At 68.7% G+C, this 26,022-nt stretch carries 24 protein-coding genes and 1 pseudogene; 13 read left to right on the forward strand and 12 right to left on the reverse strand.

Features of this window, described 5'->3' with window-relative positions:
• Window positions 1-107 precede the first annotated feature (107 nt).
• Together SB771_RS03420 and SB771_RS03425 are read left to right on the forward strand one after the other, a co-directional pair.
• Window positions 108-773, forward strand: coding sequence for a response regulator transcription factor (locus tag SB771_RS03420; RefSeq protein ID WP_006755221.1), 666 nt, complete (start codon window positions 108-110; stop codon window positions 771-773).
• Window positions 760-2,181 (forward strand): sensor histidine kinase, encoded by a 1,422-nt coding sequence (locus SB771_RS03425; RefSeq protein ID WP_175662323.1) that lies wholly within the window; start codon window positions 760-762, stop codon window positions 2,179-2,181. Before SB771_RS03420 ends, SB771_RS03425 begins: the two co-directional genes overlap by 14 nt.
• Window positions 2,182-2,218: 37 nt before the next feature.
• Here SB771_RS03425 and SB771_RS03430 read toward each other — a convergent pair whose 3' ends face one another.
• Window positions 2,219-2,665, reverse strand: coding sequence for a hypothetical protein (locus tag SB771_RS03430; RefSeq protein WP_175662324.1), 447 nt, complete (start codon window positions 2,663-2,665; stop codon window positions 2,219-2,221).
• A gap of 85 nt (window positions 2,666-2,750) precedes the next feature.
• Window positions 2,751-3,395, reverse strand: a complete 645-nt coding sequence (locus SB771_RS03435; protein WP_175662325.1) for a TetR/AcrR family transcriptional regulator — start codon at window positions 3,393-3,395, stop codon at window positions 2,751-2,753.
• 67 nt (window positions 3,396-3,462) lie between these two features.
• On the opposite strand from SB771_RS03435, the gene SB771_RS03440 reads away from it, so the two are divergent.
• The gene (locus tag SB771_RS03440) at window positions 3,463-4,026 is read left to right on the forward strand and encodes a DinB family protein (RefSeq protein ID WP_175662326.1); all 564 of its coding nucleotides are present in this window, start codon (window positions 3,463-3,465) and stop codon (window positions 4,024-4,026) included.
• 33 nt (window positions 4,027-4,059) lie between these two features.
• On the opposite strand, the gene SB771_RS03445 is transcribed toward SB771_RS03440, so the two are convergent.
• The 5 genes and pseudogenes from SB771_RS03445 to SB771_RS03465 all read right to left on the reverse strand — a co-directional run bounded on the left by SB771_RS03445 (window position 4,060) and on the right by SB771_RS03465 (window position 9,010).
• On the reverse strand, window positions 4,060-4,824 hold the full coding sequence (locus SB771_RS03445; RefSeq protein ID WP_175662327.1) for an ABC transporter ATP-binding protein: 765 nt from the start codon (window positions 4,822-4,824) through the stop codon (window positions 4,060-4,062).
• The gene (locus SB771_RS03450) at window positions 4,821-5,678 is read right to left on the reverse strand and encodes an ABC transporter ATP-binding protein (RefSeq protein WP_175662328.1); all 858 of its coding nucleotides are present in this window, start codon (window positions 5,676-5,678) and stop codon (window positions 4,821-4,823) included. Before SB771_RS03450 ends, SB771_RS03445 begins: the two co-directional genes overlap by 4 nt.
• An 11-nt stretch (window positions 5,679-5,689) precedes the next feature.
• On the reverse strand, window positions 5,690-7,501 hold the full coding sequence (locus SB771_RS03455; protein ID WP_175662385.1) for an ABC transporter permease: 1,812 nt from the start codon (window positions 7,499-7,501) through the stop codon (window positions 5,690-5,692).
• Window positions 7,502-7,541: 40 nt separating this feature from the next.
• Window positions 7,542-8,715 (reverse strand): annotated as a pseudogene (locus SB771_RS03460) (ABC transporter substrate-binding protein).
• Between the two features lie 13 nt (window positions 8,716-8,728).
• On the reverse strand, window positions 8,729-9,010 hold the full coding sequence (locus SB771_RS03465; RefSeq protein ID WP_244096735.1) for a hypothetical protein: 282 nt from the start codon (window positions 9,008-9,010) through the stop codon (window positions 8,729-8,731).
• Window positions 9,011-9,070: 60 nt separating this feature from the next.
• On the opposite strand from SB771_RS03465, the gene SB771_RS03470 reads away from it, so the two are divergent.
• The 4 genes from SB771_RS03470 to SB771_RS03485 are packed head-to-tail and all read left to right on the forward strand — an operon-like array spanning window position 9,071 to window position 12,671.
• The gene (locus SB771_RS03470; RefSeq protein WP_175662329.1) at window positions 9,071-10,084 is read left to right on the forward strand and encodes a LysR family transcriptional regulator; all 1,014 of its coding nucleotides are present in this window, start codon (window positions 9,071-9,073) and stop codon (window positions 10,082-10,084) included.
• Window positions 10,081-11,505 (forward strand): NAD(P)-binding domain-containing protein, encoded by a 1,425-nt coding sequence (locus SB771_RS03475; protein WP_105831619.1) that lies wholly within the window; start codon window positions 10,081-10,083, stop codon window positions 11,503-11,505. Before SB771_RS03470 ends, SB771_RS03475 begins: the two co-directional genes overlap by 4 nt.
• Window positions 11,506-11,550: 45 nt before the next feature.
• Complete coding sequence (locus SB771_RS03480; RefSeq protein WP_175662331.1) at window positions 11,551-12,081, forward strand: CMD domain-containing protein; 531 nt, start codon at window positions 11,551-11,553, stop codon at window positions 12,079-12,081.
• Window positions 12,078-12,671, forward strand: a complete 594-nt coding sequence (locus SB771_RS03485) for a peroxidase-related enzyme (RefSeq protein ID WP_175662332.1) — start codon at window positions 12,078-12,080, stop codon at window positions 12,669-12,671. The genes SB771_RS03480 and SB771_RS03485 overlap by 4 nt, the downstream gene beginning before the upstream one ends.
• A gap of 54 nt (window positions 12,672-12,725) precedes the next feature.
• On the opposite strand, the gene SB771_RS03490 is transcribed toward SB771_RS03485, so the two are convergent.
• Window positions 12,726-13,157 (reverse strand): Lrp/AsnC family transcriptional regulator, encoded by a 432-nt coding sequence (locus SB771_RS03490; RefSeq protein WP_175662333.1) that lies wholly within the window; start codon window positions 13,155-13,157, stop codon window positions 12,726-12,728.
• Between the two features lie 304 nt (window positions 13,158-13,461).
• Here SB771_RS03490 and SB771_RS03495 point away from each other — a divergent pair, with 304 nt between their 5' ends.
• Both SB771_RS03495 and ctlX read left to right on the forward strand, forming a co-directional pair.
• Window positions 13,462-14,541, forward strand: a complete 1,080-nt coding sequence (locus SB771_RS03495; RefSeq protein ID WP_175662334.1) for an ornithine cyclodeaminase — start codon at window positions 13,462-13,464, stop codon at window positions 14,539-14,541.
• A gap of 59 nt (window positions 14,542-14,600) precedes the next feature.
• The gene (ctlX, locus tag SB771_RS03500; protein ID WP_175662335.1) at window positions 14,601-15,602 is read left to right on the forward strand and encodes a citrulline utilization hydrolase CtlX; all 1,002 of its coding nucleotides are present in this window, start codon (window positions 14,601-14,603) and stop codon (window positions 15,600-15,602) included.
• Between the two features lie 87 nt (window positions 15,603-15,689).
• Here the strand turns inward: ctlX and SB771_RS03505 are convergent, their stop codons facing one another.
• From SB771_RS03505 to SB771_RS03520, 4 genes are all read right to left on the reverse strand, one after another.
• Window positions 15,690-18,446, reverse strand: a complete 2,757-nt coding sequence (locus tag SB771_RS03505) for an Hsp70 family protein (protein ID WP_175662336.1) — start codon at window positions 18,444-18,446, stop codon at window positions 15,690-15,692.
• Window positions 18,447-18,451: 5 nt separating this feature from the next.
• The gene (locus tag SB771_RS03510; protein WP_175662337.1) at window positions 18,452-20,293 is read right to left on the reverse strand and encodes an Hsp70 family protein; all 1,842 of its coding nucleotides are present in this window, start codon (window positions 20,291-20,293) and stop codon (window positions 18,452-18,454) included.
• Entirely contained in the window at window positions 20,290-20,880 is a 591-nt protein-coding gene (locus tag SB771_RS03515) for a DUF2760 domain-containing protein (protein ID WP_175662338.1), read from the reverse strand. Before SB771_RS03515 ends, SB771_RS03510 begins: the two co-directional genes overlap by 4 nt.
• A gap of 259 nt (window positions 20,881-21,139) precedes the next feature.
• Window positions 21,140-21,580 carry an Rrf2 family transcriptional regulator gene (locus SB771_RS03520; protein ID WP_175662339.1) on the reverse strand — a complete coding sequence of 147 codons (441 nt, stop codon included), beginning with the start codon at window positions 21,578-21,580 and terminating at the stop codon, window positions 21,140-21,142.
• A 142-nt stretch (window positions 21,581-21,722) separates the two neighbouring features.
• Here SB771_RS03520 and SB771_RS03525 point away from each other — a divergent pair, with 142 nt between their 5' ends.
• The 4 genes from SB771_RS03525 to SB771_RS03540 all read left to right on the forward strand — a co-directional run bounded on the left by SB771_RS03525 (window position 21,723) and on the right by SB771_RS03540 (window position 26,010).
• Entirely contained in the window at window positions 21,723-22,637 is a 915-nt protein-coding gene (locus SB771_RS03525) for an NAD(P)/FAD-dependent oxidoreductase (protein ID WP_175662340.1), read from the forward strand.
• A gap of 99 nt (window positions 22,638-22,736) precedes the next feature.
• Window positions 22,737-23,663 (forward strand): LysR family transcriptional regulator, encoded by a 927-nt coding sequence (locus tag SB771_RS03530; RefSeq protein WP_175662341.1) that lies wholly within the window; start codon window positions 22,737-22,739, stop codon window positions 23,661-23,663.
• A 113-nt stretch (window positions 23,664-23,776) separates the two neighbouring features.
• Window positions 23,777-24,907 (forward strand): DSD1 family PLP-dependent enzyme, encoded by a 1,131-nt coding sequence (locus tag SB771_RS03535; RefSeq protein WP_175662342.1) that lies wholly within the window; start codon window positions 23,777-23,779, stop codon window positions 24,905-24,907.
• A 131-nt stretch (window positions 24,908-25,038) separates the two neighbouring features.
• Window positions 25,039-26,010: an ornithine cyclodeaminase family protein gene (locus tag SB771_RS03540; RefSeq protein WP_175662343.1), complete on the forward strand. Its 972-nt coding sequence runs from the start codon at window positions 25,039-25,041 to the stop codon at window positions 26,008-26,010.
• Window positions 26,011-26,022 lie beyond the last annotated feature (12 nt).

Raw genomic sequence — 26,022 nt, forward strand, 5'->3', positions numbered from 1 at the left:
GCCGTCATCGCTTGTTCCGGCTGTACACAGGTTATCGAGCGAGTCTGAGAAAATGCTGACATCCCGGCCCCGGGAAAACCCCTAACCTTCTACCTGCAAACGGCACCATGCGCATTCTCGTCGTGGAGGACGATGCCGAAATCGGCGCGGCGATCCGCAGCCGTCTCACGCGGCTCGGCCATGCCGTCGATCTCGAAACCGACGGTTCGACCGCGAACAGCCTGCTGCGCGTCGAGCGCTTCGACCTCGTCGTGCTCGATGCGAACCTGCCCGGGCTCGACGGCTTCGCGGTGCTGCGCAACCTGCGCGCGTCGGGCAGCACGACGCCGGTGCTGCTCGTCACCGCGCGCTCGGCGATCGACGACCGCGTGAGCGGCCTTGGCTTCGGCGCCGACGACTATCTCGTGAAGCCGTTCGACTACCGCGAGCTCGAAGCGCGCGTGCAGGCGCTGCTGCGCCGCAACAGCGGCCACGCGAACGACGTGCTGACGCTCGGCGGCCTCGTGATCGACCGCAGCAGCCGCCTCGCGGAACTCGACGGCCAGCCACTGTCGCTGTCGCGCCAGGAGTTCGCGCTGCTCGAGATCCTCGCGAGCCGCCCGCAGCGAATCTTCTCGAAGGACGAGCTGCTGAACCAGCTGTTCAGTTTCGGCAACGAGCCGAGCGCTAACGCGGTCGAGCAATACGTGACGCGCGTGCGCAGGAAGCTGCAGGGCAGCTCGGTCGAGATCCGCACCGCACGCGGGATGGGGTATCAGATTGCCGCACATTGACTGGTTCCCGAAGACGCTGTTCGGGCGCACGCTGCTGTTCATCGCGCTCGTCGTCGCGACCGGCGCGCTCGCCCTCGCGGTGATCGCGCGCTACTACGCGGGCGTCGCGGCCGAGCGCGCATACGACCAGTTGCTTGCGGGCGCATCGATCCAGGTCGCGGAGAACCTGTATGTGCAAGGCGGCGTGCTCGCGCTGAATCCGCCGGTCGCCGCGCTGTCGACGCTGTCGCGCTACGACCTCGTCTACTACAAGGTCGTCGATTCGCGCGGCGTCGTGGTGGCCGGCTACAACGATCTCGCGAGCTCCGCGACGCTCGCCGCCGCGAAGCAGGGCCCCGCGTTCGCGAACGCCGTCTATCAGGGGCACCAGATCCGCACCGCGACGATCGCGCGCTACATGCCCGAGGAAAGCACGCCGGGCTGGGCGCTCGTGACGGTTGCGCAAACCACCAACGCGCGGCAGCAGTTGACGAACGACATGAGCATCAAGGTGTGGACGTTGATCCTGCTGATGAGCGTGCTCGCGATCGGCGCGAGCGGCCTCGCGATCCGGCGCGGGCTGCGCCCGCTCGCGCAGATCGGCACGATCATCGCCGCGCGCGACCCGGCCGATTTGCGGCCGGTGGCCGTCGATACGCCGAGCGAGATCGACGCGATCATCGGGTCGATCAACGGGCTGATGCACCGCCTGGCCGAGCGGATCAACGCGATGCAGCGCTTCATCGCCGATGCCGCGCACCAGATGCGCACGCCGCTCGCGCGGCTCGACGCGCAGATCGAGCTGCTCGACGGCGAGGCCGATCCCGCGCGTCATGCGGCGCGGCTCGATGCGTTGCGTGCGACCAGCGCGGATGTCGGGCGGCTCACCGGGCAGTTGCTCAACCATGCGATGGTGATCCATCGTACCGAGGCCGTGCCGCTGCAACCCGTCGAACTCGTCGCGCTCGCGAAGGACGTGCTCGGCCGCACGATTCCGCTCGCGGACGAGCGCGACGTGGCCGTCGCGTTCGCGAGCGATGCGCCGCATGCGTGGATCGACGGCGATGCAATCAGTCTGCAGGAAGCGTTGTCGAACGTGCTGCACAACGCGCTGCTGCATGGGCATGCGGACGATATCGTCGTGTCGGTTGCGACCGCGGGCAACAGCGACGATGCGGTGACGCTGACCGTCACCGATAACGGGCGCGGGATTCCGCGCGAGCATTGGGACGCAGCGCTGCAGCCGTTCGTGCGGATCGCGCCGGACGGCAGCGAACGGCGTACAGGGTCGGGGCTCGGGCTCGCGATCGTGCAGGAAGTGATGAAGGCGCACGGCGGGCGCGTGGGGTTCGCGTTTCCCGAGGCGGGCGGATTTGCGGTGGTGTTGACGTTTCCGCGGGCGGCGAGGGCTGAAGCAGAAAAAGCATGAACAGGCGAACCTGCGCCGGCTCATGCGCGGCAGGCGATCAATCGTCGCTGTCGTCGTCGAAGCGATTGCGCTCGGCGTGCCGCGCGACCAGCCGGTCCAGCTCGTCATACTGACGATCGCAGAAAAGACGACACAACGTGTCGACGTCCGCGCGCGAGTCGACGTCGATCGTGTCGACGTGCTGCTCCAGCTTCCCCTTGCCGATCCCGAACAGCTCCTTCTTCCTCCGCATGGCAACGGCATTCAGCTGGAAGCCGTCCGAAAGCGCGTCCGTCAACGCAGTCACCCACAGCTCGCGCTGATCGTCGGCATGCTGCAGCACGAGCGCCGGTAGCGGGCCGTCCTGCGTCTCGTTCCATTCGACGTGCTGCGCCACCCAAGGGAACGCGTCGAACGCATGAACGAACGACGCATAGTCGGTCGCGCCCTGCTGATCGAGCTGATTGAAGTCGTAGCCGACTTTCTGGATGGAATAGGTCAACATGGCGCGGCCACCCCGTGGTGTTCGAAATCAGGAGAGCGTCAATCTACCGTGAATTTCGGTATCGGTGACGATTTTTCCGGGCGGCTCATGAGCGCACATTCGCCGTCGCCGCGCGGTGTTCTTCGAGGTAAGCGCCGGCCAGCCTGACGAGCTCGCGCTTCAGTTTCGGATCCGCCAGCAACCCGCGCCGGGCCGCGTTGTGCACGACGCCTTCGAGCGCGGACGACAGCACCTGTGCGGTCAACGTATCGGCCTTGACCGGCGCACGCCCGCGACACGCGGCAACGATCAGCGCATACCTGCACAGATATTCCTTCTGAAACGCGTCATACGCTTCTTTCGCACCGCCCGGATCGGGAAGATCGAGCAGCGCCCGGTGCAGCGCAGGGTAATCGCGATGCGCGGCGATCAGGTCGCCGATCAGGCCTTCGAGCCGACGCCCAGTGCTCGCCCGACGATCATGCGCGCGCTGCAGCACGGCAAGCACGTCGTCGAAATGGCGACGCCGGATCGCATCGACCAACGCGAGCTTGTTCGGGAAATACTGATACACGGAGCCGATGCTCACACCGGCGACCTGCGCGACCTCGTTGGTCGTGAATCCGGCCCACCCTTGCTTGTCCAGAACGCGAGCCCCGGCCGTGACGATCACGTCCACCGTCGCACGCGAACGGGCCTGGCGTGGGGCTTTGCGCATCACGGCGGCTGCACTGGAAACGCGAGTGGACATGCGGGCTCCCACTGAAAATAATGGTGGCGAAACTCACATATTAGGTGAACCCGACGAGGAAACGATCATGAGCGCGAACGCACTCCTGTCCCGCATGCTGCGCTACCAGGCATGGGCCAATGACGAAATGCTGAAAGCGCTGTCGGGGCTCGACGCGGTACGGCATGCGCAGGCGCGTCATCTCGCGCTGCGGCTGATGAACCATTGCCTCGTGGTGAACCGGATATTCGCCGCGCACCTGAGCGGCGAACGTCACGGCTTCGTGTCCGACAACACGCCTGACACGCCTGAGCCGGAAGCGCTGCGCGCGGCATTCGCCACGCTCGATCGCTGGTATCTCGACTATGTGGAGGCCGCCACACCCGACATGCTGTCGGAATCGATTCCCTTTGTGTTTACCGATGGCGACAACGGATACATGACGCGCGAAGAGATGCTGACCCATGTCGTCACGCACGGCGGCTATCATCGCGGCGAAGCGGGCAGACTGATGATTCAGGCGGCCGCGCTCTCGGCACAGGATATCGAGCTCCCTTGGGATACCTACGCCGTTCACTTGCATCGGACAGAGCCCGAGCGCCGGCTGCAACGCAAGATCGGCGGTGCGAACTCGGCGAATGCCGGGCGATGAAACGCGCTACGCCGCCTACACCGCCTACACCGTCTACGCCGCCACCGCCTCCCCACCGAGATACGCATCGCGCACGCGCTCATCGTCGAGCAGCGTTTTCGCGGGCCCTTCGAGCACGACGCGCCCCGTCTGCAGCACGTACCCGTAATGCGCGATTTCCAGCGCGAGGCTCGCGTTCTGCTCGACCATGAACACGGTCACGCCCTGCCGGTTGATCGCGTCGATCAGTTCCAGCACCTTGTCGACGTAGAGCGGCGACAGCCCCATCGTCGGCTCGTCCATGCAGATCAGTTTCGGCCGCGCCATCAGCGCACGCGCCATCGCGAGCATCTGCTGCTCGCCGCCCGACAGCGTGCCCGCGCGCTGCGCGAGCCGTTCGCGCACACGCGGGAACAGGTCGAGCACACGCTCGTAGTCGTCGGCCACCGCAGCACGATCGCCGCGCGTGTACGCGCCCATCAGCAGGTTCTCGCGCACGCTCATGTCGCCGAACAGCCGCCGCGCCTCCGGCACGGCCGCGATCCCGCGCCGCACGCGCTGCGGCGTCGCGAGCGCGGTCACGTCGTCGCCGTCGAAGCGCACGACGCCGCGGCGCGGCCGCATCAGCCCGAGAATCAGCTTCATCGTCGTCGACTTGCCGCTTGCGTTGCCGCCGAGCAGGCTGACGATCTGCCCGCGGCCGACCTCGAAGTTCACGTCGAAGTGCACCTGCACCGGCCCGTAGAACGTGTCGAGGTGTTCGAGTTTCAGCAGCGCGTCGGTCATGGTCGTATCGGGTTCCGAAGAAAGTGCGCTCATGCGGCCGCCTGCGTAGTGCGGTTGGCCGGCGCGCCGCCCGCATGGCGGCGGCCGAGGTACGCCTCGATCACGCGCGGGTCGTGCCGCACGTCGCGCGGCGCGCCTTCGGCGATCTTCACGCCGTTGTCGAGCACCATCACGCGATCGGACACGCGCATCACGAGTTCGAGCTTGTGCTCGATCAGCAGGATCGTCAGCCCGCGCGCCTTCAGCGACTGGATCAATTGCAGCATCTCGGACGTCTCCGTCTCGTTCATCCCGGCCGTCGGCTCGTCGAGCAGCAGCAGGCGCGGATGGAGCGCGAGCGCACGGCCGATCTCCACGCGCCGCCGGTTCGCATACGACAGGCTGTGCGCCGGATGATCGATGCGCGGCGTCAGCCGCTCGCCGAACCCGGCGACGATCGCGCGCGCCTCTTCGCGCAGCGCGGCTTCCTCGCGCCGCACCGACGCGGGCCGCACGAGCGCACGCCACACCTCGGCCGCCGCGCCGAGCGCGGGCCAGCCCGGCCGCGCCGCGCGCAGCCGCGCATGCGCGCCGATCAGCACGTTGTCGAGCACGCTCAGGTTGCCGAACACGCGGCCGTGCTGGAACGTGCGCGCGATGCCGAGCGCCGCGAGCCGTTCGGGCGCCGTGCCCGTGATGTCGCGGCCGTCGAACGTCACGCGGCCGGCGTCGGGCCGGTCGGCGCCCGCGATCAGGTTGAACAGCGTCGACTTGCCCGCGCCGTTGGGGCCGATCACGCTCAGCAGCTCGCCGTCGGCGAGCGTCAGGCTCGCGCCGTCGAGCGCGGTCACGCCGTCGAAGCGGCGCGTCAGGCCCTGCACGTCGAGCAGGGGTCGGGTCGTGGTCATCGCGTATCTCCTCACACCGTGCCGAGCAGGCCCTGCGGCCGGAACCGGACGAGCAGCAGCAGCACGAGGCCGTAGATCAGCATCCGGTAATCGGCCGCCCAGCGGAACAACTCCGGCAGCCCGATCAGCGCGATCGCGCCGACGATGCCGCCGAGCACGTTGCCGAGGCCGCCCAGGATCACCATCGTCAGCGCGAGGATCGACACCTGCGAATCGAAGGTCTGGTGATTGATGTAGCTGTACAGGTGCGCGGCGATCCCGCCGCTCACGCCGGCCGCGACGCCGCCGACCGCGAACGCGATCGCCTTGTAGCGGTTCGGCGCGATGCCGTGCGCACGGGCGGCGACATCATCCTCGCGCACCGCGCGCAGCGTGCGGCCGAGATGCGAACGCAGCAGCCGCACCTGCACGAGCGCGAACACGATGAGCACCGCGAACGTGAACCAGTACGCGGCACGCGCGGTCGTCGCCCACGGCAGCGGCGCGATGCCGGTGATGCCGAGCGGGCCACGCGTGAGGCCGTCCCAGTTCAGGATCACGAGGCTCACCACTTCGCCGATGCCGAGCGTCGCGATCGACACGTAATGCCCGCGCAGCCGGAACGCCGGATAGACGAGCAACGTGCCGAGCACGGCGGTGATGACGCCCGCGCACAGGATCGTCACGGCCGGCGACCAGCCGAGATCCGACGACAGCAGCGCCGACGCATACGCGCCGATCACGAGCAGCGCCGCGTGGCCGAGCGAGATCTGCCCGACCGTGCCCGCGACGAGCGTGAGGCTCAGCGCGAGCAACCCGTACAGCCACGCGTTGGTCAGCGTCTGCAACACGTACGGCGATGCACCGAGCCACGGCAGCAAGGCCGCCGCCACGATCAGTACGACAAGTACCGGGCGCGGCGCGCGCACGGCCTTCGCGGCCGCGAGGAAGGTCCCCGTCATCGGCTCGGGCGGCAGCGCGCGGTTCGCGCTGAACAGCCCGTTCGGCCGCCATACGAGGAATACGATCAGCAGCCCGAACGCGAACAGGTCGCGATAGCTGGTGCCGAACAGCGCGACGCCATAGCTTTCGACGAGGCCGAGCAGCAGGCTCCCGGCAATCGCGCCCGGCACGTTGCCGAGCCCGCCGATCAGCAGCGCGACCACGCCCTTCAGCGTTGCCTGGAAGCCCATCGCCGGATCGATGCTGTTGTAGTACATGCCGACCAGCAGCCCGCTCACGCCGCCGAGCGCGCATGCGATCGCGAACACGGTCTGGTTCACGCGATCGACGTCGACACCCATCTGCAGCGCCGCGTCGCGATCCTGCGCGGTCGCGCGCACGGCCCAGCCGAGCCGCGTGAATCGCAGGAAGCCGTACAGCAGCGCGGCCGCCGCGATGCCGATGCCCGCGATCAGCAGGTCGAGCGAGCCGAGCGTTGCGCCGGCAATTCGCAGATGCCAGTCGGGCAGCGGCGTCGGCACCGCGCGCGGGTCCGCGCCGAATGCGAGCTGCGCGAGCTGGTCGAGGATGAAACTGATGCCGATCGTCGCGAGCAGCGGCGCGATGCGTGCCGCGTGCCGCAGCGGCCGCAGCCCGATCCGTTCGATCGCGACGCCGAGCGCGCCGCAACCGATGACGACCGCGGCAAGCGCGACCGGCAGCGGCAGCCCGAAGCGCGTCAGGCACAGCCAGCCGATGAACGCGCCGACCATGTAGACCGAGCCGTGCGCGAAGTTGATCAGGTGCGACACGCCGAAGATCAGCGCGAGCCCGACCGCGAGCAGCGCGTAGATGTTGCCGACGATGAGGCCGTTGAGCGTGTAGTCGAGCCAGGAAGCCATCACGATGCGTCCGTTACGTGCGTGCTGTTCAGGGCTGGGGTCAACGCGCGGCGAGCTGCGGCTTCGCGCCATCCCATAGCGCCCACTGCCCCTGCTTCACGACCAGATACACGGTGCGTGCGCCCGCGACGCGGCGCGTCTGCGGATCGAAGCGTACCTTGCCGAAGATCACGCTCGGCACGTCGCTGATTTTCGCGAAGCCGTCGTGCGCGGCCTGGCGTGTCGTGCCGTAGCGGCGCAGCACCTCGGCCGACAGGATCAGCGCGTCGTACGCACGCGCGACGAACGAATCGGGATCGGCATGGAATTTCGCGCGATAGCGCTGCACGAACGCCTGCACCTCGGGGCGCGGTTCCGCCGGGAAGAAGTTCGATTCCGTATAGACGCCATCGACGGCCGCGCCGCCCAGCTCGAGGAATTTCGGCGAATACACGGAGCCAACCGCCGCGATCGGCAGCGTGCCGCACGATCTGCGCGCCGTCCGCGTAGTACGAGATCAGCACGATCGAATCGGGCTTCGATTCACCGATCCGCACGAGCGTCGAACGGAAATCCTTCTCCGTCGGCTGGTAGCCTTCGGCCGCGACGACCTGCGCGCCGAGCCCGGCCACCGCCTTCGCGAAGATGTCCTTGCTGGTGCGGCCCCAGTCGGTGTTCAGGTACAGCACCGCGATCCGCTTGAAGCCGAGTTCCTTCACCGCGTAGCGTGCGAGCAGCGGCTGCTCCTCGGCCTGGCTCAGCGCGGTGCTCCACAGATAGTCTCCGCCCTTCGTGAAGTCTGGATGCGAGTTCGTGAAGCCGAACTGGGTCAGCTGCCCGCGCTGGTAGATCGGCGACGCGGCCATCGACGTCGCGCTGGAGAAATCGCCCAGCTCGATCGCGATGCGCGGATCGGCGACGAACTTCTGCGCGATCGCGACGGCCTGACGCGGGTCGCTGCGGCTGTCCTGGAAGTCGACTGCGAGCGGCCGGCCGTGAATGCCGCCGCTGCCGTTGATCTCGTCGAGCGCGAGATCGAAGCCGCGCTTCCATTGCTCGCCGTACTGCGCGTCCTGGCCCGTGAGCGGCCCGCTCACGCCGATCACCACCGGCTCGCCCGACACACCGGCCGCGAGCGCACCGCCCGTCGACAAGCCCCATGCGGCAGCGAGCGCCGCCACCGTGCCCAGCACGCGCCGCCATGCGCCGCGTGCGTCGTTCCCCGAAACGTTCATGCGTCCCCCAGCTTCAGTCAGTCGAAAAGAGTGAGGGCATGTAACCACCCGGTTCAGGACGATCCAACGAAGTTTTGCGCATATCGATATCGTGGGCGGCGCGAAGCGCGTGATGCTCGCGAACGGCCATCCGCACACCCCGTGTCGCACGATGCATCGGCATGCATCGCATCGCGTTGATTCGATTGGCGTTTCGTTCACGTCGCCGGTCGCTACCGATGCTCACGCGCGCACCACCGGCCATCGCGACGAACGGGCGCTTCGAAGTTTTTGCGCTGTCGATAGCAAGAATCATTATATGAATCACGCATGCTCGCGCTCCTACAATGCGCAAATCGCATCATCGGAACGCGTCATGGAGCTGCATCAACTCGAAGCCTTTTCCGCAGTCATGTCGGCCGGCAGCGTAACCGGCGCGGGCGAACTGCTCGGCCGCTCGCAGCCGGCCGTCACGCGGCAGATCCAGGAACTCGAATCCGATCTCGGCTACGCGCTGTTCGACCGGCACGGCCCGCGCGTCACGCCGACGCGGCGCGCCTTCCTGCTTTACGAGGAAGTCGAACGCTCGCTGGTCGGCCTGCGTGCGATCGAGGCACGCGCACGGGCGCTCGGCGATGAAACCGCCGAACCCGTCCGCATCGCGGCGACACCTTCGCTCGCGGCCACGCTCGTACCGGCCGCGCTCGCCGCGCTGCCTGACCACGCGCACGCGCCGCACTATCAGTTGCGCAGCGAATCGGCCGAACATGTCGTCCACGAGGTGCTGGCCGGCACGGCCGATGTCGGCGTCGTCACGCTGCCGATGGCGCACGCCGGACTCGACGTGCACTGGATCGCGCAGACGCCGTGCGTCGCCGTGCTGCCCGCCGGCGACCCGCTCGCGGCGCAGCCACGCATCGCGCTGCGCGATCTCGCGCAACGCCGCATCGTGACGGTCGCGAACCGGCACCGGCTGCGCCAGCGGATCGATGCGGCATTCGCGGCCGCGCGGGTCGACGCGCGCGTGTTCATCGAAACCAATGCATCGCTGAATGCGGTCATGGCCGCGCGCGTGGGCATCGGGATCGGCATCGTCGATCCGGCGACGGGTATCGCGCTGCCGGTGGACGGCGTCGTCGCGCGAGCGCTCGACGTTGACATCCCGTTCGCGTTCGGCGTCGCGACACCGGCCGGCAAGACGCGCACGGCGGCCGTCGATGCGCTGCTCGATGCGCTGCGCCGCACGACGCGCGCGCTGCTCGACGACGTGATCTTTCATGAAGCGGCCGCGCACGACGCGCTGTTGCGTGGCGATCGGCTGGGCAGCGGCCGCACGCCGCCCGCGCCTCGCCCGACCCGCCCCCGCCGTTCGCGCAAGGAGGCCGCATGACGACCTCGCTCGACGCACTCGAAGCCCGGCTCGCGCAAGACCTGCGCTGGCTCGACCTGCCCGCGCCGTCGTGGGTGCCGCCGCGAGAGGCAGACGGCACACGCGTGCTCGACGTCGCGATCGTCGGCGGCGGCATGGCCGGGCTCGCGGCTTCCGCCGAACTGCGCCTGCTCGGCATCGACAACCAGTGCGTGATCGACCGCGCGCCGGCCGGCTACGAAGGCCCGTGGGTCACGTTCGCGCGGATGGACACGCTGCGCTCGCCGAAACAGCTCGCGGGCCCCGCGCTCGGGCTGCCTGCGCTGACGTTCCGCGCATGGTTCGAAGCGCAATACGGCCGCGACGCGTGGGACGCGCTCTACAAGATTCCGCGCACGCAATGGATGGACTACCTGCGCTGGTATCGGCGCGTGCTCGACCTGCAGGTGCGCAACGACACCACGCTCGTCGCGCTGCGTCCGCGCGACGACGGCCTGCTCGCACTCGATGTGCGCGGCAACGGCGAAGCGCAGACGCTGCTCGCGCGGCACGTGGTACTCGCAACCGGCCGCGACGGGCTCGGCGGCCCGTACGTGCCGCCCGTCGCGCAGCGCGCGCCGCGCACGCGCTGGGCCCATTCGTCCGAGCCGATCGATTTCGCGGCGCTCGCGGGCAAGCGCATCGGCGTGGTCGGCGCGGGCGCGTCCGCGTTCGACAATGCGGGCACCGCGCTCGAAGCCGGCGCCGCACGCGTCGACCTGTTCTTCCGCCGCGCGGACATTCCGCGCATCAACAAGCTGACGGGCATCGGCAGCCCGGGCCTCGTGCACGGCTACGCCGATCTCGACGACGCGACGAAATGGCGCTTCATGCATTACGCGCTGACGTCGCAGACGCCGCCGCCGCGCGACAGCGTACTGCGCGTGTCGCGTCACGGGCATGCGCATTTCCATGCGGGCAACCCGATCGAGACGCTTGCCGAACACGCGGACGGACTCGACGTGACGACGCCGCGCGGGCGCTACACCGTCGACTTCCTGATCTTCGCGACCGGCTTTCATTCGGACTGGACGACCCGCGCGGAATTCGCGTCGTTCGGCGCGCAGGTGCGGCGCTGGAAGGATCGCTATCGACCGGAGGCGGGCGCGTGGCTCGACGAGCTTGCCGAGTCGCCCGATCTCGGCCCCGCGTTCGCGTTCCAGGAGCGCGAGCCCGGCGCGTGCGCGGCCATCACGCGGATCCACTGCTTCAACCATGCGGCGAGCCTGAGCCACGGCAAGCTGTCCGGCGATATCCCGGCCATCAGCGCGGGCGCCGAGCGGCTCGCGCGCGGCATTGCGAGCCGGCTGTTCGACGCCGATCGCGATCGCCACTACGACGCGCTCGTCGCGTACGCGAACGCGGAACTGCAAGGCGATGAATGGCGCGACGCCGATGCGTGAGCGCGCGTCCATCGATCACATTGACGACGAAGGGAACCTGAAACGATGACTGAATCCATCACGCCGGCCGGCGCGCCGGACACGATCGATGCGGTAGCCGGCCTGCGCGACGGCGATGCGGTCGCCGCGCTGCGCCGCGCGCGCGAAAAGGTGCTGCTTCATACTCGGCTAAGCGAGGCTGCGCTGTTCGATCCCGCGCTGCCCGATCTTTCGCTAACCGAACGATTGCACGTGGCACGGTATGTCGCACAAAAATCGAATGCACTGGCATTGGCCGAGACTTATCGCGCACGACTGGTCGAGGCAGGCGGCATGCTCGACGATATCGCACACGCGGACGCCGATGCGTTCGACGCACTGCCTCGACGCACCGGCGCGATCCTTGCGCATGCGCGCCTGCTGACGCTTTCCCCTGTCGATGCACGCCCGTCCGATCTCGATGCGCTGAAGTCCGCCGGACTCACGACACCCGCAATCGTCGCGCTGTCGCAGCTCGTTGCGTTCGTCGCGTATCAGCTGCGCGTCGCCGTTGCCGCGCAAGCGCTTCAGGCACGTGCCGCCAAGGAGGCCGCATGACGACGACCGCCCACGGCTTCACGTCCGACACGCTCGGCTGGCGTGCCTGGCTCGACACCGTCGCGCTCGACGCCGCAACACCCGATCAGCTTGCCGTGCTCGAAGCGAGCCACCCGCACGCGAAGACGTCCGACTATTACCTGCTGCTCGTCCATCTTCCCGAGATCCTGCGGCAACGCTCGGGTGTATTCAACGCGATCATGTACGGCCCCGGCGGACTGTCGCGCGCGGAGCGCGAACTGGCCAGCACGGCCGTGTCGCGCGTGAACGGCTGCGTGTATTGCGCATCCGTGCATGCACAGCGCTTCACGCAGCTCGCGAAACGCACCGACGCGATCGAGCAGGTGTTCGACGATCCGGCGACGGCCGGCACGACGGCGCGCGAACGCGCGATCGTCCGCTATGCGATCGCGCTGACGGAACGGCCCGATACGGTCGACGCGCGCGATATCGCCGAGCTGGAAGCCGAAGGGCTGACGCATGAGGACATTCTCGACCTGTCGCACGCGGTCGCGATCTTCGCGTGGGCGAACCGGTTGATGTTGACGCTGGGCGAGCCAGTGTTTCCGGAGCCGGCGGCCCACGCCTGAAGCCTGGGCAACCCGAACCTGTACGCAGGCTGACGCGGGTGCCACCCGCCCGCCTCACGCCTTGTGCGTCGACAACAAAATGCTCGTCTCGGTATTCGCGATCCCGTCGATCAACCGGATCGCGCCGAGCACGCGATCGAAATGCTCGAGCGAATCGGCATGCAGCTCGGCCACGAGATCCCAGCGCCCGTTGGTACTGTGGATCGACGCGACGTTCGGATGCCCGCGCAGCACCTTCACCACTTCCGCGCCGCGATTGCCCTGCACCGCGATCGCCATCAGCGCGCGGATCCGGTGCCGCTCGGCCGCCGGCTTGAGCCGCACCGTATAGCCGACGATCACACCGTTCTTCTCCAGCCGCGTCAGCCGGTTCTGCACGGTCGCGCGCGCGACGCGCAACTCCTTCGCGAGCGCGACGACAGGCAGCCGCGCGTTATCGCGCAGCAGCGCGATGAGCTGCCGGTCGACGTCGTCGAGCGTAATCATGAACGAACCTTCCTGTTGAACGTGACGAACGCGAGCCGGCCGCCAGCCCGCCGGAGAGCACGCATTCCGACCCACATGAATTGAACAAATTGCCGAATCGGCGTAGCAATTTGTCAAGTCTATCGAGAAATCTGCCGCTTTTGCTGTCTTTTTGTTGGCTCGACTCCCGGAAATAATGACTTCATCGACCGGCAGCCCACGCTGCCACGCCGCATTTGATGGAGCCGGGGCCCGGGCCGACGCGCCCGCCCCGGTCGACCAGAACGCCGGACACCGATACCGGCAACACAATGGAGACAGACCGATGACTCGCTTCCTCGACGTTCCCGCCACCGCCCGACTGATCGCCAAAACCGGCGTCACGCCGTTCCTGCGAGAGCTCGTCGACACGCTGCGCGCCGACTATCTGCACTGGGCCGACTTCGACAAGTCGCCGCGCGTCGCATGCCACTCGCGCGACGGCGTAATCGAGCTGATGCCGGTCGCGAACGCGTCGCTGTTCGCGTTCAAGTACGTGAACGGCCATCCCGTGAACGCCGCGCGCGGCATGCATACGGTGATGGCGTTCGGCGCGCTCGCCGAAGTCGACACCGGCTACCCGCTGCTGCTCGCCGAACTGACGCTGACCACCGCGCTGCGCACGGCCGCGACGTCGGTACTGGCCGCGCAGGCCCTCGCCCGCCCCGACTCGCGCACGATGGCGCTGATCGGCAACGGCGCGCAGAGCGAATTCCAGGCGATCGCGTTCCACACGCTGCTCGGTATCGAGGAGATCCGTGTATTCGACGTCGATCCGCTCGCGACCGACAAGCTCGTGCGGAACCTCGCCGCATATCCGGCGCTGCGCATCGTGCGCGCCGCGTCGACCGCCGATGCCGTGCGCGGCGCCGACATCGTGACGACCGTCACCGCGGACAAAGCCTATGCGACGATCGTCACGGCCGACATGATCGAGCCCGGCATGCACCTGAACGCGGTGGGCGGCGATTGCCCGGGCAAGACCGAGCTCGAAGCCGGCGTGCTGCAGGCGGGCCGCGTGTTCGTCGAATTCGAGCCGCAGTCGCGCATCGAAGGCGAGATCCAGCAGATGCCGGCCGACTTCCCGGTGACCGAACTGTGGCGCGTGCTGCAGGGCGAGACGAGCGGGCGCGAACGCGCGGACGAAGTCACGGTGTTCGACTCGGTCGGCTTCGCGCTGGAGGACTACTCGGCGCTGCGCTACCTGTACGCGCTCGCGCAGCAGCACAACGCGGGCGTCGAGATCGCGCTGATTCCGCCGGCCGTCGATCCGAAGAACCTGTTCGCGCTGATCGACGATCCGGCCGCGATTGCACAGGGTCACGCGGCGTTCGTGACCGAAGCCGTCGCCGCGTTCGCGCGCTGATCGACCTCCGCGGGCGGCCGGTGCGCCGCCCGCTCCCCTGCCCTTCGCTCCCGCCTTTCATGAATCTCGTATCGATCCAGGCGCCGTCCGCCGTCGTGATGATTCGGCCGCACCGCTTCGTGCCGAACCCGCAGACCGCCGCCGACAACGCCTTTCAGCGCACGGCCGGCAACGGCGCGAGCAGCCCGCCGTCGGTGTCGGCCGCCGCGCGCGACGAGGTCACGGCCGCCGCTCAAACGCTCGCCGATGCGGGCGTACGCGTGCACGTGTTCGACGACCACGGCGAACGCGACACGCCCGACTCCGTGTTCCCGAACAACTGGTTCTCGACGCATCCGGGCGGGCACGTCGCGCTGTATCCGATGTACAGCGCGAACCGCCGCCGCGAACGGCGCGCGGACGTGATCGAAATGCTGAAGGCCGAGTACCGCGTGCAGGACGTGATCGACTACTCGGGGCTCGAATACGACGACGTGTTCCTGGAAGGCACGGGTGCGATGGTGCTCGATCACGTCGCGCGAATCGCGTACACCGCGCGTTCGCGCCGCGCCGATCCGGTCGCGCTCGAGCGCTTCTGCACGAATTTCAACTTCGAGCCGATCTGCTTCGACACGGCCGACGCGAATGGAAAGCCGATCTATCACACGAACGTGATGATGAGCGTCGCCACCGAATTCGCGATGGTCGGCCTCGACCTGATCGCGGATCGGCGGCGCCGCGACGAGATCGCGCAACGTCTGACCGAAACGGGCCGCACGGTGATCGCGCTCGATCACGCGCAGATCGCGAACTTCGCGGGCAATACGCTGGAACTGTCGGGCAAGGACGGGCGCGTGCTCGCGTTGTCGCGGCGTGCGTTCGACTGCCTCACCGGCGAGCAACGCGAGACGATCGCACGCTCCGCGCGGCTGTTGCCGCTCGACGTGCCGACGATCGAACTGGCCGGCGGCTCGGTGCGCTGCATGCTCGCGGGCATTCATCTCGCGCGGCGCGCGGCAACCCGTGACGTGAAGGAAATCGAATCGGTGGAACGGCAACGCGAACCCGTGTCGCACGCCTGAGAGACAGAGACAGGCCGCGACGCACGACCGCACATGACCGGATGATGCTTCGATCTGCGAACCGGATCGAAGCACCGCGCCCTTGCGTCAACCGGCCAGCAGCTTCAACCCGGCCGGCAGCGTTTCGCCGAACACGCGCGCCGTGTCGGCTTCGTCGAACGCAATCGCTTCGCGCACCATGTCGATCCACGCCGCCGATGCATTCGCGGCCGACAGGCGCTTGATCACCGCTTCGCGCGTGTCGTCCGGCAAATCGCGTTCGCGGTCGCCCGTCATCCGCGCGATTTGCGCGGCCGCGAAGGCCGCGGGTTCCACCCGCTTCCAGTCCAGCGCGAACAGCGCGTCGAGCCAGCGGTTCGCGATCCCGGCCGGCACGACACTGTGCGCGCTGCCGTAGAACGGCCGGCGCGCACCGATCCGCCCGAGCGCCCACGCGCACAGCGTGCGCTCGGCCGGCTTCTGCAATTGCACGATCAATCGCTCGGCCAGTTCCACCTTGCGTTCGACCGGCAATCGTTCGAGCGACGCGGACAAGCGCGTCATGTCGGCCGGGCCGACCTTGGCCGGGTCGAACGGCAGCTTGCGGCGCTTGTCGTCGGACGGTTCGAGGAATGCGATCGCGTCGCGCACCTGGGTCTGTGCATCGTCGTCGAGGCCGCCGGCCACGCGCCGCCACAGCGTCCACCACTCCGACCACACCTGCGCGTCGTTCACGTACTGAATCCCGTCGTCGAACAGCGGCCACAGCTGCTCGATGCGCCATGCGTCGAGCGGATGGCCGAAGCCGGGGCGCAGGCAATAACCGGCCAGGTTCAGCCATGCGCGTTCGTGATCGGCCGAGCGCCGCCGACGACGCGCCCGTGCGAGCAACGCGTCGAACAGTTCGCGCGCGAGCGCGACGTCCCACTCGTCGCGCGGGCCGAGCACCTGTTCAAGTTGCGCGCGCAACCGTCGCGTGTCCTTCGGCGTGACGTCAGCGGCCTTGCTGCCGAACGAACGGTCGATCAGCTCGATCGCGTGGTCGAGCTGCGGATGGCGCGCCAGCGCGGCGCCGTCGCCCTGCGCGGGCGCATCGCCGCGCAACTGGAATTCGAGCCGCCAGCGCCGCGATGCATCGTCGGTCGCGATGCAGTGCATTTCGAGCGTGCCGACCTCGGTCAGCGACGCGGTGAGCTTCACCGGCGTTTCGCGTGCGTCGCCGCCGGCCTGCCGGTCGACGACCGTCGCGATCGGCGGCAGCCGCACGAAATCGCCGCCGTCCAGCTCGACGAGATCGCCGGGCCGGTACGCGGTCTCGGCCACCGTCGACACGAGGTGGAAGCGTACCGGCTGCCCGAGCTGCAGCGCGAACGTGCGCTCCTCGAGCCGGATCTCGCGGCCTTCCTCGGCACCGCGCGGCAGCAGGCAGACGCCGCGCGGCGCGGCGTCGCTCTCACCCTCACCGTCGTCGAGCACGAGGAAATAGCTGCGCGCCGAGCCGCCGCCGATGCGCGGCGCATGCCCGGCGCGCGCCAGGCCGTACGCCACCGCGCCGCGCGCGACGGCCACGTCCGGGTGTGCGTTGTGCAGCACGTCGAGCTGTGCGCCGCGCCATGCGCCGAGTGTCTGCGCGAGGCGGCCGGCGAGTGCACCCGCGCGGAACACGCCACCGTTGAGCAGCAGCGTGTCGGGCAGCGGGCCTTCCGCATGACGGTTCAGGAACGCGGCGACGTGGCGCGTGACGCCCGGATCGCTCGCATACGGCAAGCCGAATTCGACGATCGCGGCCCGCGCACGGCGCGGCAGCTCACCCGCCTCGACCTGCGGAAAGAAACCGTCGACGACGACCTGCTCGACTTCCTGCCGCGTCAACTCGGCCGAGCGCGCGCCGCCGACGAGCTTGCTGCCCGCGCCGAGCAGCGTCACGGTGACGGACGCCGGCGCGTCGTCGCCGAGCAGCCGCTCCTTCGCGGCGCGGCAGCGTTCGACGAGCTGCGACAGACTCGCGGCGGACAGCCGCGTGCCGGGCTCGGTCAGCCGCGGCTCGACCAGGCGCGCGAGCGCGAGGTCCATGTTGTCGCCGCCGAGCATCAGGTGATTGCCGACGCCGACGCGCGTGAAGGTCGGCTCGCCGTCGTCGCCCGGCGCGACGTCGACGAGCGTGAGATCGGTCGTGCCGCCGCCGACGTCGCAGATCAGCACGCGGCGCGGCGCGGCGAACGTGTCGCGCAACGTCGCGCGCTGGCCGTACAACCAGTCGTAGAACGCGGCCTGCGGTTCTTCGAGCAAGCGCAGCGCCGGCAGTTTCGCGCGCCTCGCGGCCTCGACCGTCAACGCGCGTGCGCCGTCGTCGAACGAGGCCGGCACCGTCAGGATGACGTCCTGCTTCGCGAGCGGCGCATCGGGAAAGCGGGCATCCCACGCGGCACGCACGTGCGCGAGATAGCTCGCGCTCGCGTCGACCGGCGACACCTTGTCGACGCCGTCGGCCGCGCCCCACGGCAGGATCGCCGCGAGCCGGTCGACCGATGCGTGCGACAGCCAGCTCTTCGCGCTGGTGACGAGCCGGCCCGGCACCTGGGCGCCGAGCGTGCGCGCATAACGGCCGATCACGGCCGGCGGCACATCAGCCGCGGCCGCAGCGGCCTTCGGAGCAGCCGCCCACGGCAGGCGCAGCGCGTCCGGCGGCAGCTCGTCCGCCGCCGGGTGATAGCGCACCGACGGCAGCAGCGGCTGCGCGGCCACCGCGCCGGGGCCGACCAGCTGGTCGACGTCAAACACGCGGATCGCGTCGGAGCCGGCCTCGACGTATGCGACGACCGTGTTGCTCGTGCCGAGGTCGATGCCGACGGTATAGCGCTTCATCGCGCTCAGGCGGCGCCGCGCACGTCGAACTCGACCTTCCAGCGCTCGTCCGTCCCGCTCGGGATCGCCTCGAGCTCGAGCGTGCCGGCTTCGGTCACGCGCGCATGCAGCTTCACCGGCACGATCTCGCCGACCGTGCGCCCTTCGGCGGGCAGCGTGGCCTGGATTTCCTCGAGCTCCTGCAGCTCTTCCGCCGACCAGTAGTCGAGCAGCGTGCCGACCTCGTCCTGACGGCGCACCGACGACCCGAAGAAGCGGAACTGCACCGGTTCGCCGACGACGAGCCCGAACTCCTGCGGCGGCAGCGCCGCATCCGAGCCTTCCTCCATCCCGAACGGCGCGACGCACAGCGCCTGCACCGGCGGTTCGAGCCCCGGCACCGCGGGCATCGCCGATTCGATCGCGACGTAGTACGCACGCGCCGTGCCGCCGCGAATGCGCACGCCACGGCCGCGCTTCACGAAGCCGTAGTACGCGGCGCCGCGCGCGACCGCGAGATCGAGGTCCGCGCCTTCGAGCAGGCGCGCGGCCGGCGCACCTTCGGCGGCGAGCCAGCTGTTGAGCGTATCGAGCACGCGCTGCGTGAGCAGCGCCGACTTGAACACGCCGCCGTTGAACAGCACGGCGGTCGGATGCAGGAACGTCGCGCCTTCCGGCAGCGTGCGCTGCACGCCTTCCAGCGCGTCGAGCGCCGCGACCTGGCGGCCGAGGAACGCCGCGAGATGGCGCGTGATGCCCGCGTCCTGCGCATACGGCAGGCCGAGCTGCGTCAGCCCGACGCGCGCGCGGCTCACCGGACGCGCGGCCGCATCGACTTGCGGGAAGAAGCCTTCGAGGATCGTCTGCGTGAGTTCCGCGCGCGTCAGTTCGGTGCGGATCGACCCGCCGATCAGCTTCGAGCCGCGGCTCGGCACGACGAGCGGCACCGCGTCGGTCGTCGGGTCGGACAGCAGCGTTTCCTTCGCGGCGCGGCACGCGTAGGTCAGCGCGCGCAGTTGCCACGGATCGGCCTGCGTGCCCTGCTGCGCGAGCTTGCGCGCGACCACGTGCGCGAGCGCGAGGTCCATGTTGTCGCCACCGAGCAGGATGTGCTCGCCGACCGCCACGCGATGCAGCTCCAGGTTGCCGTCGCGCTCGACCACCGCGATCAGCGACAGGTCGGTCGTGCCGCCGCCGACGTCCACGCACAGGATCAGGTCACCGACCTGCACCTGCTTGCGCCAGCCGCCTTCGCTCTTCTGGATCCAGCTGTAAAGCGCCGCTTGCGGCTCCTCGAGCAGCGTCATCCGCGTGTAGCCGGCGGCACGCGCGGCTTCCGCCGTCAGTTCGCGCGCGGCCGGGTCGAACGACGCGGGGATCGTGACCGTCACGTCCTGGTCGGCGAACGGTGCGTCGGGATGCGCGTGGTCCCACGCTTCGCGCAGGTGCGTCAGGTAGCGGATCGAGCTTTCCAGCGGCGACACGCGCGCCACTTCGGGCGGCGCATCGCTCGGCAGGATCGCCGCGCGGCGGTCGACGCCCGGATGGCACAGCCAGCTCTTCGCGCTCGACACGAGGCGGATCGGCGTGCCCGCGCCGCGGGTGCGCGCCATCTCGCCGACCGCGAAGCCGCGCGAGGCCGTCCACGGCAGCGTCAGGTCGCCCTGCGTCAGCTCGCTTTCATGCGGAAGATAGAGGAACGACGGCAGCAGGTCGCGCGACTCCAGCGCACCGGGCGCGGTCAGCTGCGCGATCGGCAGCACCTGCTGCGTGATGTTTTCGCCGTCGCTCGCGGCGCTGTCGACATACGACAGCGCGCAGTGGGTCGTACCGAGGTCGATACCGATCGAATAGCGCGGATCGCTCACAGTTCCACCTCCGCCGGTGCGACCACCGATGCGTCGTGGCTGCCCGTCAGCTTCGGCAGGCGCACGTCGGCCACGCGCCAGCCGCGATGGCTGACCGTGCCCGTGAACGGCGCCGAACCGACCACGTTCCCCGTCACGCGCACGGCCGTCGCGTCGAAGCCGGCCGGCAGCGTCACGCGGCTGCCTTCGGCTTCATCGCGCACCGGCACGATCGTGAAGTGTTCGCGCAGCGCGGCACGGCAGCCGTCGTGCACGAGGCGTGCGGCGGCGCCGATGTCGGCGTCCGCGTAGCCGGCGATGTCTTCCTCGACGAAGTCGATGAAGCGCGCATCGCGCTGCAGCAGGCCGAGCAGTTGCAGCGCGGCTTGCGGGCTCGCTTCGCGCAGCTCGGGCGCCGGCGCCTTCACGGGCGCGGGTGCCGGCGCCGCGGCGGGGGTCGGCGCGACCGGGGCCGGGGCGACCGGTGCCGGCGCGCCGTCGCGCAGGCGCAGCACGCCGGCTGCGAACTCGCGGTTGCCGAGCACGGAGAAGAACGTGCCGACGGCCAGCGACAGCCGGCCGAAGAAGGACAGGTTGGTTTCGGGCATGGGGTCTGGACTCCTGTGGGCTCGCGACGCGGCGAGCATCTTGCCTGGGCGCCCGGCGACGGCGTGCGACTGCGCACTGCCGCCGCCCGGCGCGTGATTCGGACGCGCCCTCTCGGGTGCGGAAAACCCGTATTTTGCCCTGTGGCGGGCAAATCGGGCAGAAGTTGGGGGACAGAACACCGCGGTGCGGCGGTTTCGCGCCGCGCCGGATTACGTCGGACTACCGGCTATCGACGGCCGGCCGCGATGTTGCAGCGCGTCAGCGCGGCTTGCGGCGGCGCGGCGCCTTCGCTTCGAAATCGCGTGACAGCATGCCGAGCGTGACCTCACCGAAGCGCGCGAGCAGCACCGCCTCGGCCTCTTTCAGCGTGGCCGCCAGATGCGCGTTGACCGCCTGTTCGACCAGGCATTCGGGCGCATCCTCGGACACCAGATCCGAAAACACCGGCGGCTCGCCCACCGCACGATAGACATCGAGCAGCGTGATGTCGTCGAGCGCGACGGCGAGCGCCGAGCCGCCGCCGTGGCCTTTTTCCGACTGCACGTAGCCGCTATCGCGCAAGCCGCCGAGCAGGCGCCGCACGACGACCGGATTCGTGCCCAGCATCGCCGCGATCGCCTCCGACGTCAGCGGGCCGTCGGCCTGGTCCATGTGGATCAGCGCATGCAGCATGCGCGACAAACGGCTATCGGTTCTCATCGCCGGAGGGCTCCCACTCTCGAAACTCCTGAAGTTGCATGAATGATACCATCGACCTATCATGCAACTTCTCGTGTTTCATGAGTTGACCGCCATCGAAGCACGTTCTTCGCTGGCACGGATTCCGGAAAGGGGTGAACACATGCAGAACCATCATGAAGTGATCGTGATCGGCGGCAGCTTTGCCGGGCTGTCGGCCGCGATGCAACTGGCGCGCGCGCGACGCCGCGTGCTCGTGATCGATGCCGGGCGGCCGCGCAATCGTTTCGCGGCGCATGCGCACGGCTTTTTCGGGCAGGACGGCAAGCCGCCCGCGCGGATCGTCGCCGACGCCGCCGCGCAACTCGCCGCCTATCCGACCGTGCAGCGCATCGCCGGCGAAGCGCGCACCGCCGAACGCGATGCGCGCGGCCGCTTTCACGTGACGCTCGCGGACGGCAGTCGCGCCAGCGCCGACCGGCTGATCCTCGCGACCGGCATCCGCGACGCGTTGCCTGCGCTGCCGGGTCTTGCGGAGCGCTGGGGCGTCAGCGTGCTGCATTGCCCGTATTGCCATGGATACGAGGTGTCGGATCGGCAACTCGGCGTGCTGGCGACGCATCCGCTTTCGGTGCATCAGGCGATCCTGATTCCGGACTGGGGGCCGACGACGTGGTTCACGCAACGCGTAGTCGAACCAAATGAAGAGGAAGCCGCGTTGCTGGGCGCACGTGGCGTGCGTATCGAGCGATCGCCGGTCGTCGAGATCCTCGGCGACGCACCGCGTATCGAAGCGTTACGGCTCGCCGACGGGCAGGTCGTGCCGATCGAGGCGCTGTTCATCGGCGCGCGTACGGAGATGGCGAGCGATCTCGCGCAACAGCTCGGCTGTGCGTTCGACGAAGGGCCGCTCGGCGTGGCGATCCGCGTCGATACGTGGAAGCAGACGAGCGTTCCCGGCGTGTTCGCGGCCGGCGATGCGTCGAGCCTGATGACGAATGCGACGTTCGCGTCGGCATCGGGCGTCGCAGCCGGCGTGGGCGCGCATCGTTCGTTGATTTTCGGGCTGGACGCGTGATGGGCACGAAGCCGCAGGTTGGTTGACGCGGTGTAACGCTACCGTCTTCGCGCGATGTGTTGTTTAATGCTTCGCAACGCCAGCATTAAGAGACATGCAATGCTCGATCTCGAAGACCTGCGACTCGTCCGCGCGATCGGCGCGTCGCGCTCATTGGCATCCGCCGCTCGATTGCTCGACCTCACCCCGCCCGCGGTCACCATCCGCCTGCAGCGGATGGAGGCGCGGCTGGACGTACGCCTGGCCGTGCGACAGCCGAAAGGCATCGCATTGACCGACGAAGGCCAGCGGCTGTATCAGGAAGCCGTCGAGATTCTCGAGCGCGTAGAGGCGCTGCCGGTCAACATCTCCGGTGATCACGGCGACGTGCAGGGCACACTGCGCGTCGTCGCGCCGTTCGGCTTCGGACGCAAGTACGTCGCGCGGATCGTGCGTGACGTGCAGCGCGCGCATCCGAAGCTCGAGATCTCGCTGCACCTGTCGGAGAGCCCGCTGGGCAGCGCGTCGGGCGCCGACGTGGTCGTGCATGTCGGCACCCTGAAGTCGTCGTCGTGGATCGGCTATCCGCTCGCACCCAACGAGCGCTTCCTGTGCGCGAGCCCCGGTTACGCGCGTCGCATCGGCGAACTGAATCATCCGTCCGACCTCGCCCGCTACGACTGCCTGTGCCTGCGCGAGAACGACGAGGACGTCCCGCGCTGGCACTTCTCGCAGCCCGGCGACAACCAGGGTGAAGCCAGGCGATCCGCGGTGATCCGCGTCTCGGGCGCGCTTTCATCGAACGACGGCACCGTCATCACCGACTGGGCACTGGCCGGACTCGGCATCGTCGAGCGCTCGGAATGGGACGTCGCGCCGCTGCTGGCGAACGGCAAGCTGGTGCGGCTGCTGCCCGACTGGCATCTGCCGCCCGCGCCGGTGACCGCGCTGCTGCCGTCGCGCACCGGCCGCTCCGCGCGGCAACGGGTTTTTCTCGATGCCGCGAAGCAATTTCTCGATCCGCCGCCATGGCGCGGCAAGGCCTGAGCGGCTTTCCACGATTAAATGCTGCTTAATGATCGATTTGGCATGCGTTAAACACGCGGCTTGCCAACCGCCCTACAGTGTTCGCTGTCGGCAACCCACCGAGGCAACGCACCATGGGCATCCCACCCCTGAACACCCCCGCCGCATTGATCGACGTCGATCGCATGCGCAACAACATCGCGCGCATGCAGGCGCATCTCGACGCGCTGGGCGTCAAGTTCCGGCCGCACGTGAAGACCACCAAGTGCCAGCAGGTCGTCGACGCGCAGATCGCGGCCGGCGCACAAGGCATCACGGTGTCGACGCTGAAGGAAGCCGAACAGTTCTTCGCAGCCGGCGTGCGCGACATCGTCTACGCGGTCGGGATGATTCCGGCCAAGCTGGGCCAGGCGCTGGCGCTGCGCCGCCAGGGCTGCGACCTGAAGATCGTCGCCGACAGCCTGGAGACCGCGAACGCGATCGCCGAATTCGGGCGCGAGCACGGCGAGCGCTTCGACGTGTGGATCGAGGTCGACGTCGACGGCCACCGTTCGGGGATTCGGCCCGACGACGGCCTGCTGATCGACGTCGGCCGCGCGCTGGTCGATGGCGGCATGGCGCTCGGCGGCGTGCTCGCTCACGCCGGCTCCAGTTATGAATACGACACGCACGACGCGCTGGTCGCGATCGCCGAACAGGAGCGCAGCCGCACCGTGCATGCCGCCGAGCGCCTCAGGGCGGCCGGCTTGCCCTGCCCGGTGGTGAGCATCGGTTCGACGCCGACCGCGCTGTCCGCGACGAACCTCGAGGGGGTGACGGAAGTCCGCGCTGGCGTCTACGTGCTGTTCGACCTCGTGATGCACAACATCGGCGTGTGCGCGCAGGCCGACATCGCGCTGTCGGTGCTGACCACCGTCATCGGACACCAGGAAGAAAAAGGCTGGGCCATCGTCGACGCGGGCTGGATGGCGATGAGCCGCGATCGCGGCACCCAGCGGCAGGCGCGGGATTTCGGCTACGGGCAGGTGTGTACCGAAGACGGCGACGTGCTCGGCGAGTACGTGATGAGTTCGGCCAACCAGGAGCACGGCATCGTGTCGCGCATCGATACGCCCGACACGAGCATCGCGCAGCGGTTTCCGATCGGGACCCGTTTGCGGATCCTGCCGAATCATGCGTGCGCGACCGGTGCGCAACATCCGGAATACCACGCGCTGAGCGGCGACGGCACGGTACAGACCTGGCCGCGCTTCTACGGGTGGTGAGCGTCACGAGCATGGCAGCCGGTGCGGCGAACCAATGCCCGGCTCCCTCATCCAGACCAAATTGACAGTTTGTCTATATCTGTACAAACTATAAATCTCGCGATTCGCATTGCCCCACAGGCTCGCCCACCATGCCGACAGACGCTCAACTCCTTCTTCTCGACCGCGATGTGGTCGAACCGGCCCTTCAAGCCGAACAAGTGACGGCGGCGGTCCGCGAGGCCTTCATGCTGCATAGTCGACGCGCCGGGCGCGTGTTCCCGGTCGTCCGCGAGAAGCTGCATACCGGCGGTGTATTCGGGATCAAGTCGGGCGACGTCGCGAGCCAGGATCTGCTCGGTTTCAAAGCGGCCGGGTTCTGGCCCAGCAATCGCGGCCGCGGTGGCGAACCGCATCAGGCGACGATCGCGCTGTTCGATCCGGCCACCGGCCGCCCGCTCTGCATCATGGACGGCAACGCGATCACCACGGCGCGGACCGGCGCGGCAGGCGGCCTCGGGCTGCAGGCGCTCGCCCGCCGCGACAGCACGCGCATCTGCGTGTTCGGCACCGGCGTGCAGGCGCGCGTCCAGCTCGACTATGCGATCAGGCTGCTGCCGCAACGGTGCGCGGTGCAGTACGTGAACGTCAGCGGCGAAATCGATCCGGAGTTCGAATCGGCATTTCGCGAACGCTGCGACATCCGCGTCGCACGAGACCGCAACGATGCGGTGGCCGACAGCGACGTGGTCATCACGGCGACACCGGGCGGCGGCCCGCTGTTCGATGCGGATGCGGTCCAGCCGGGCACGCATCTGACTTGCGTGGGCGCGGATACCGCGGGCAAGCGCGAACTTCCCGAGCGCGTATTGGAGCGTGCGCGGATTTTCGTGGACGATCACGAGCAGGCGCGCAGCATCGGCGAGTGTCAGTGGGCGCCGGATTTGCCGCGCACTGAAATCGGCGACGTGCTCTCCGGGGCTGTATCGGTCGATCGCACGGCGAGCGAGATCACCGTGTTCGACATGACGGGGCTCGCGCTGCAGGACCTGACCGTTGCGCGTTTCCTGTATCGGCACGCTGTCGAGAGTGGCGCCGGGCGCGCGATCCCGTGGCCGTGGTGAGCGGCGACTGCG

Source organism: Burkholderia sp. SIMBA_051, assembly GCF_046534915.1.
GTDB lineage: Bacteria > Pseudomonadota > Gammaproteobacteria > Burkholderiales > Burkholderiaceae > Burkholderia > Burkholderia ambifaria.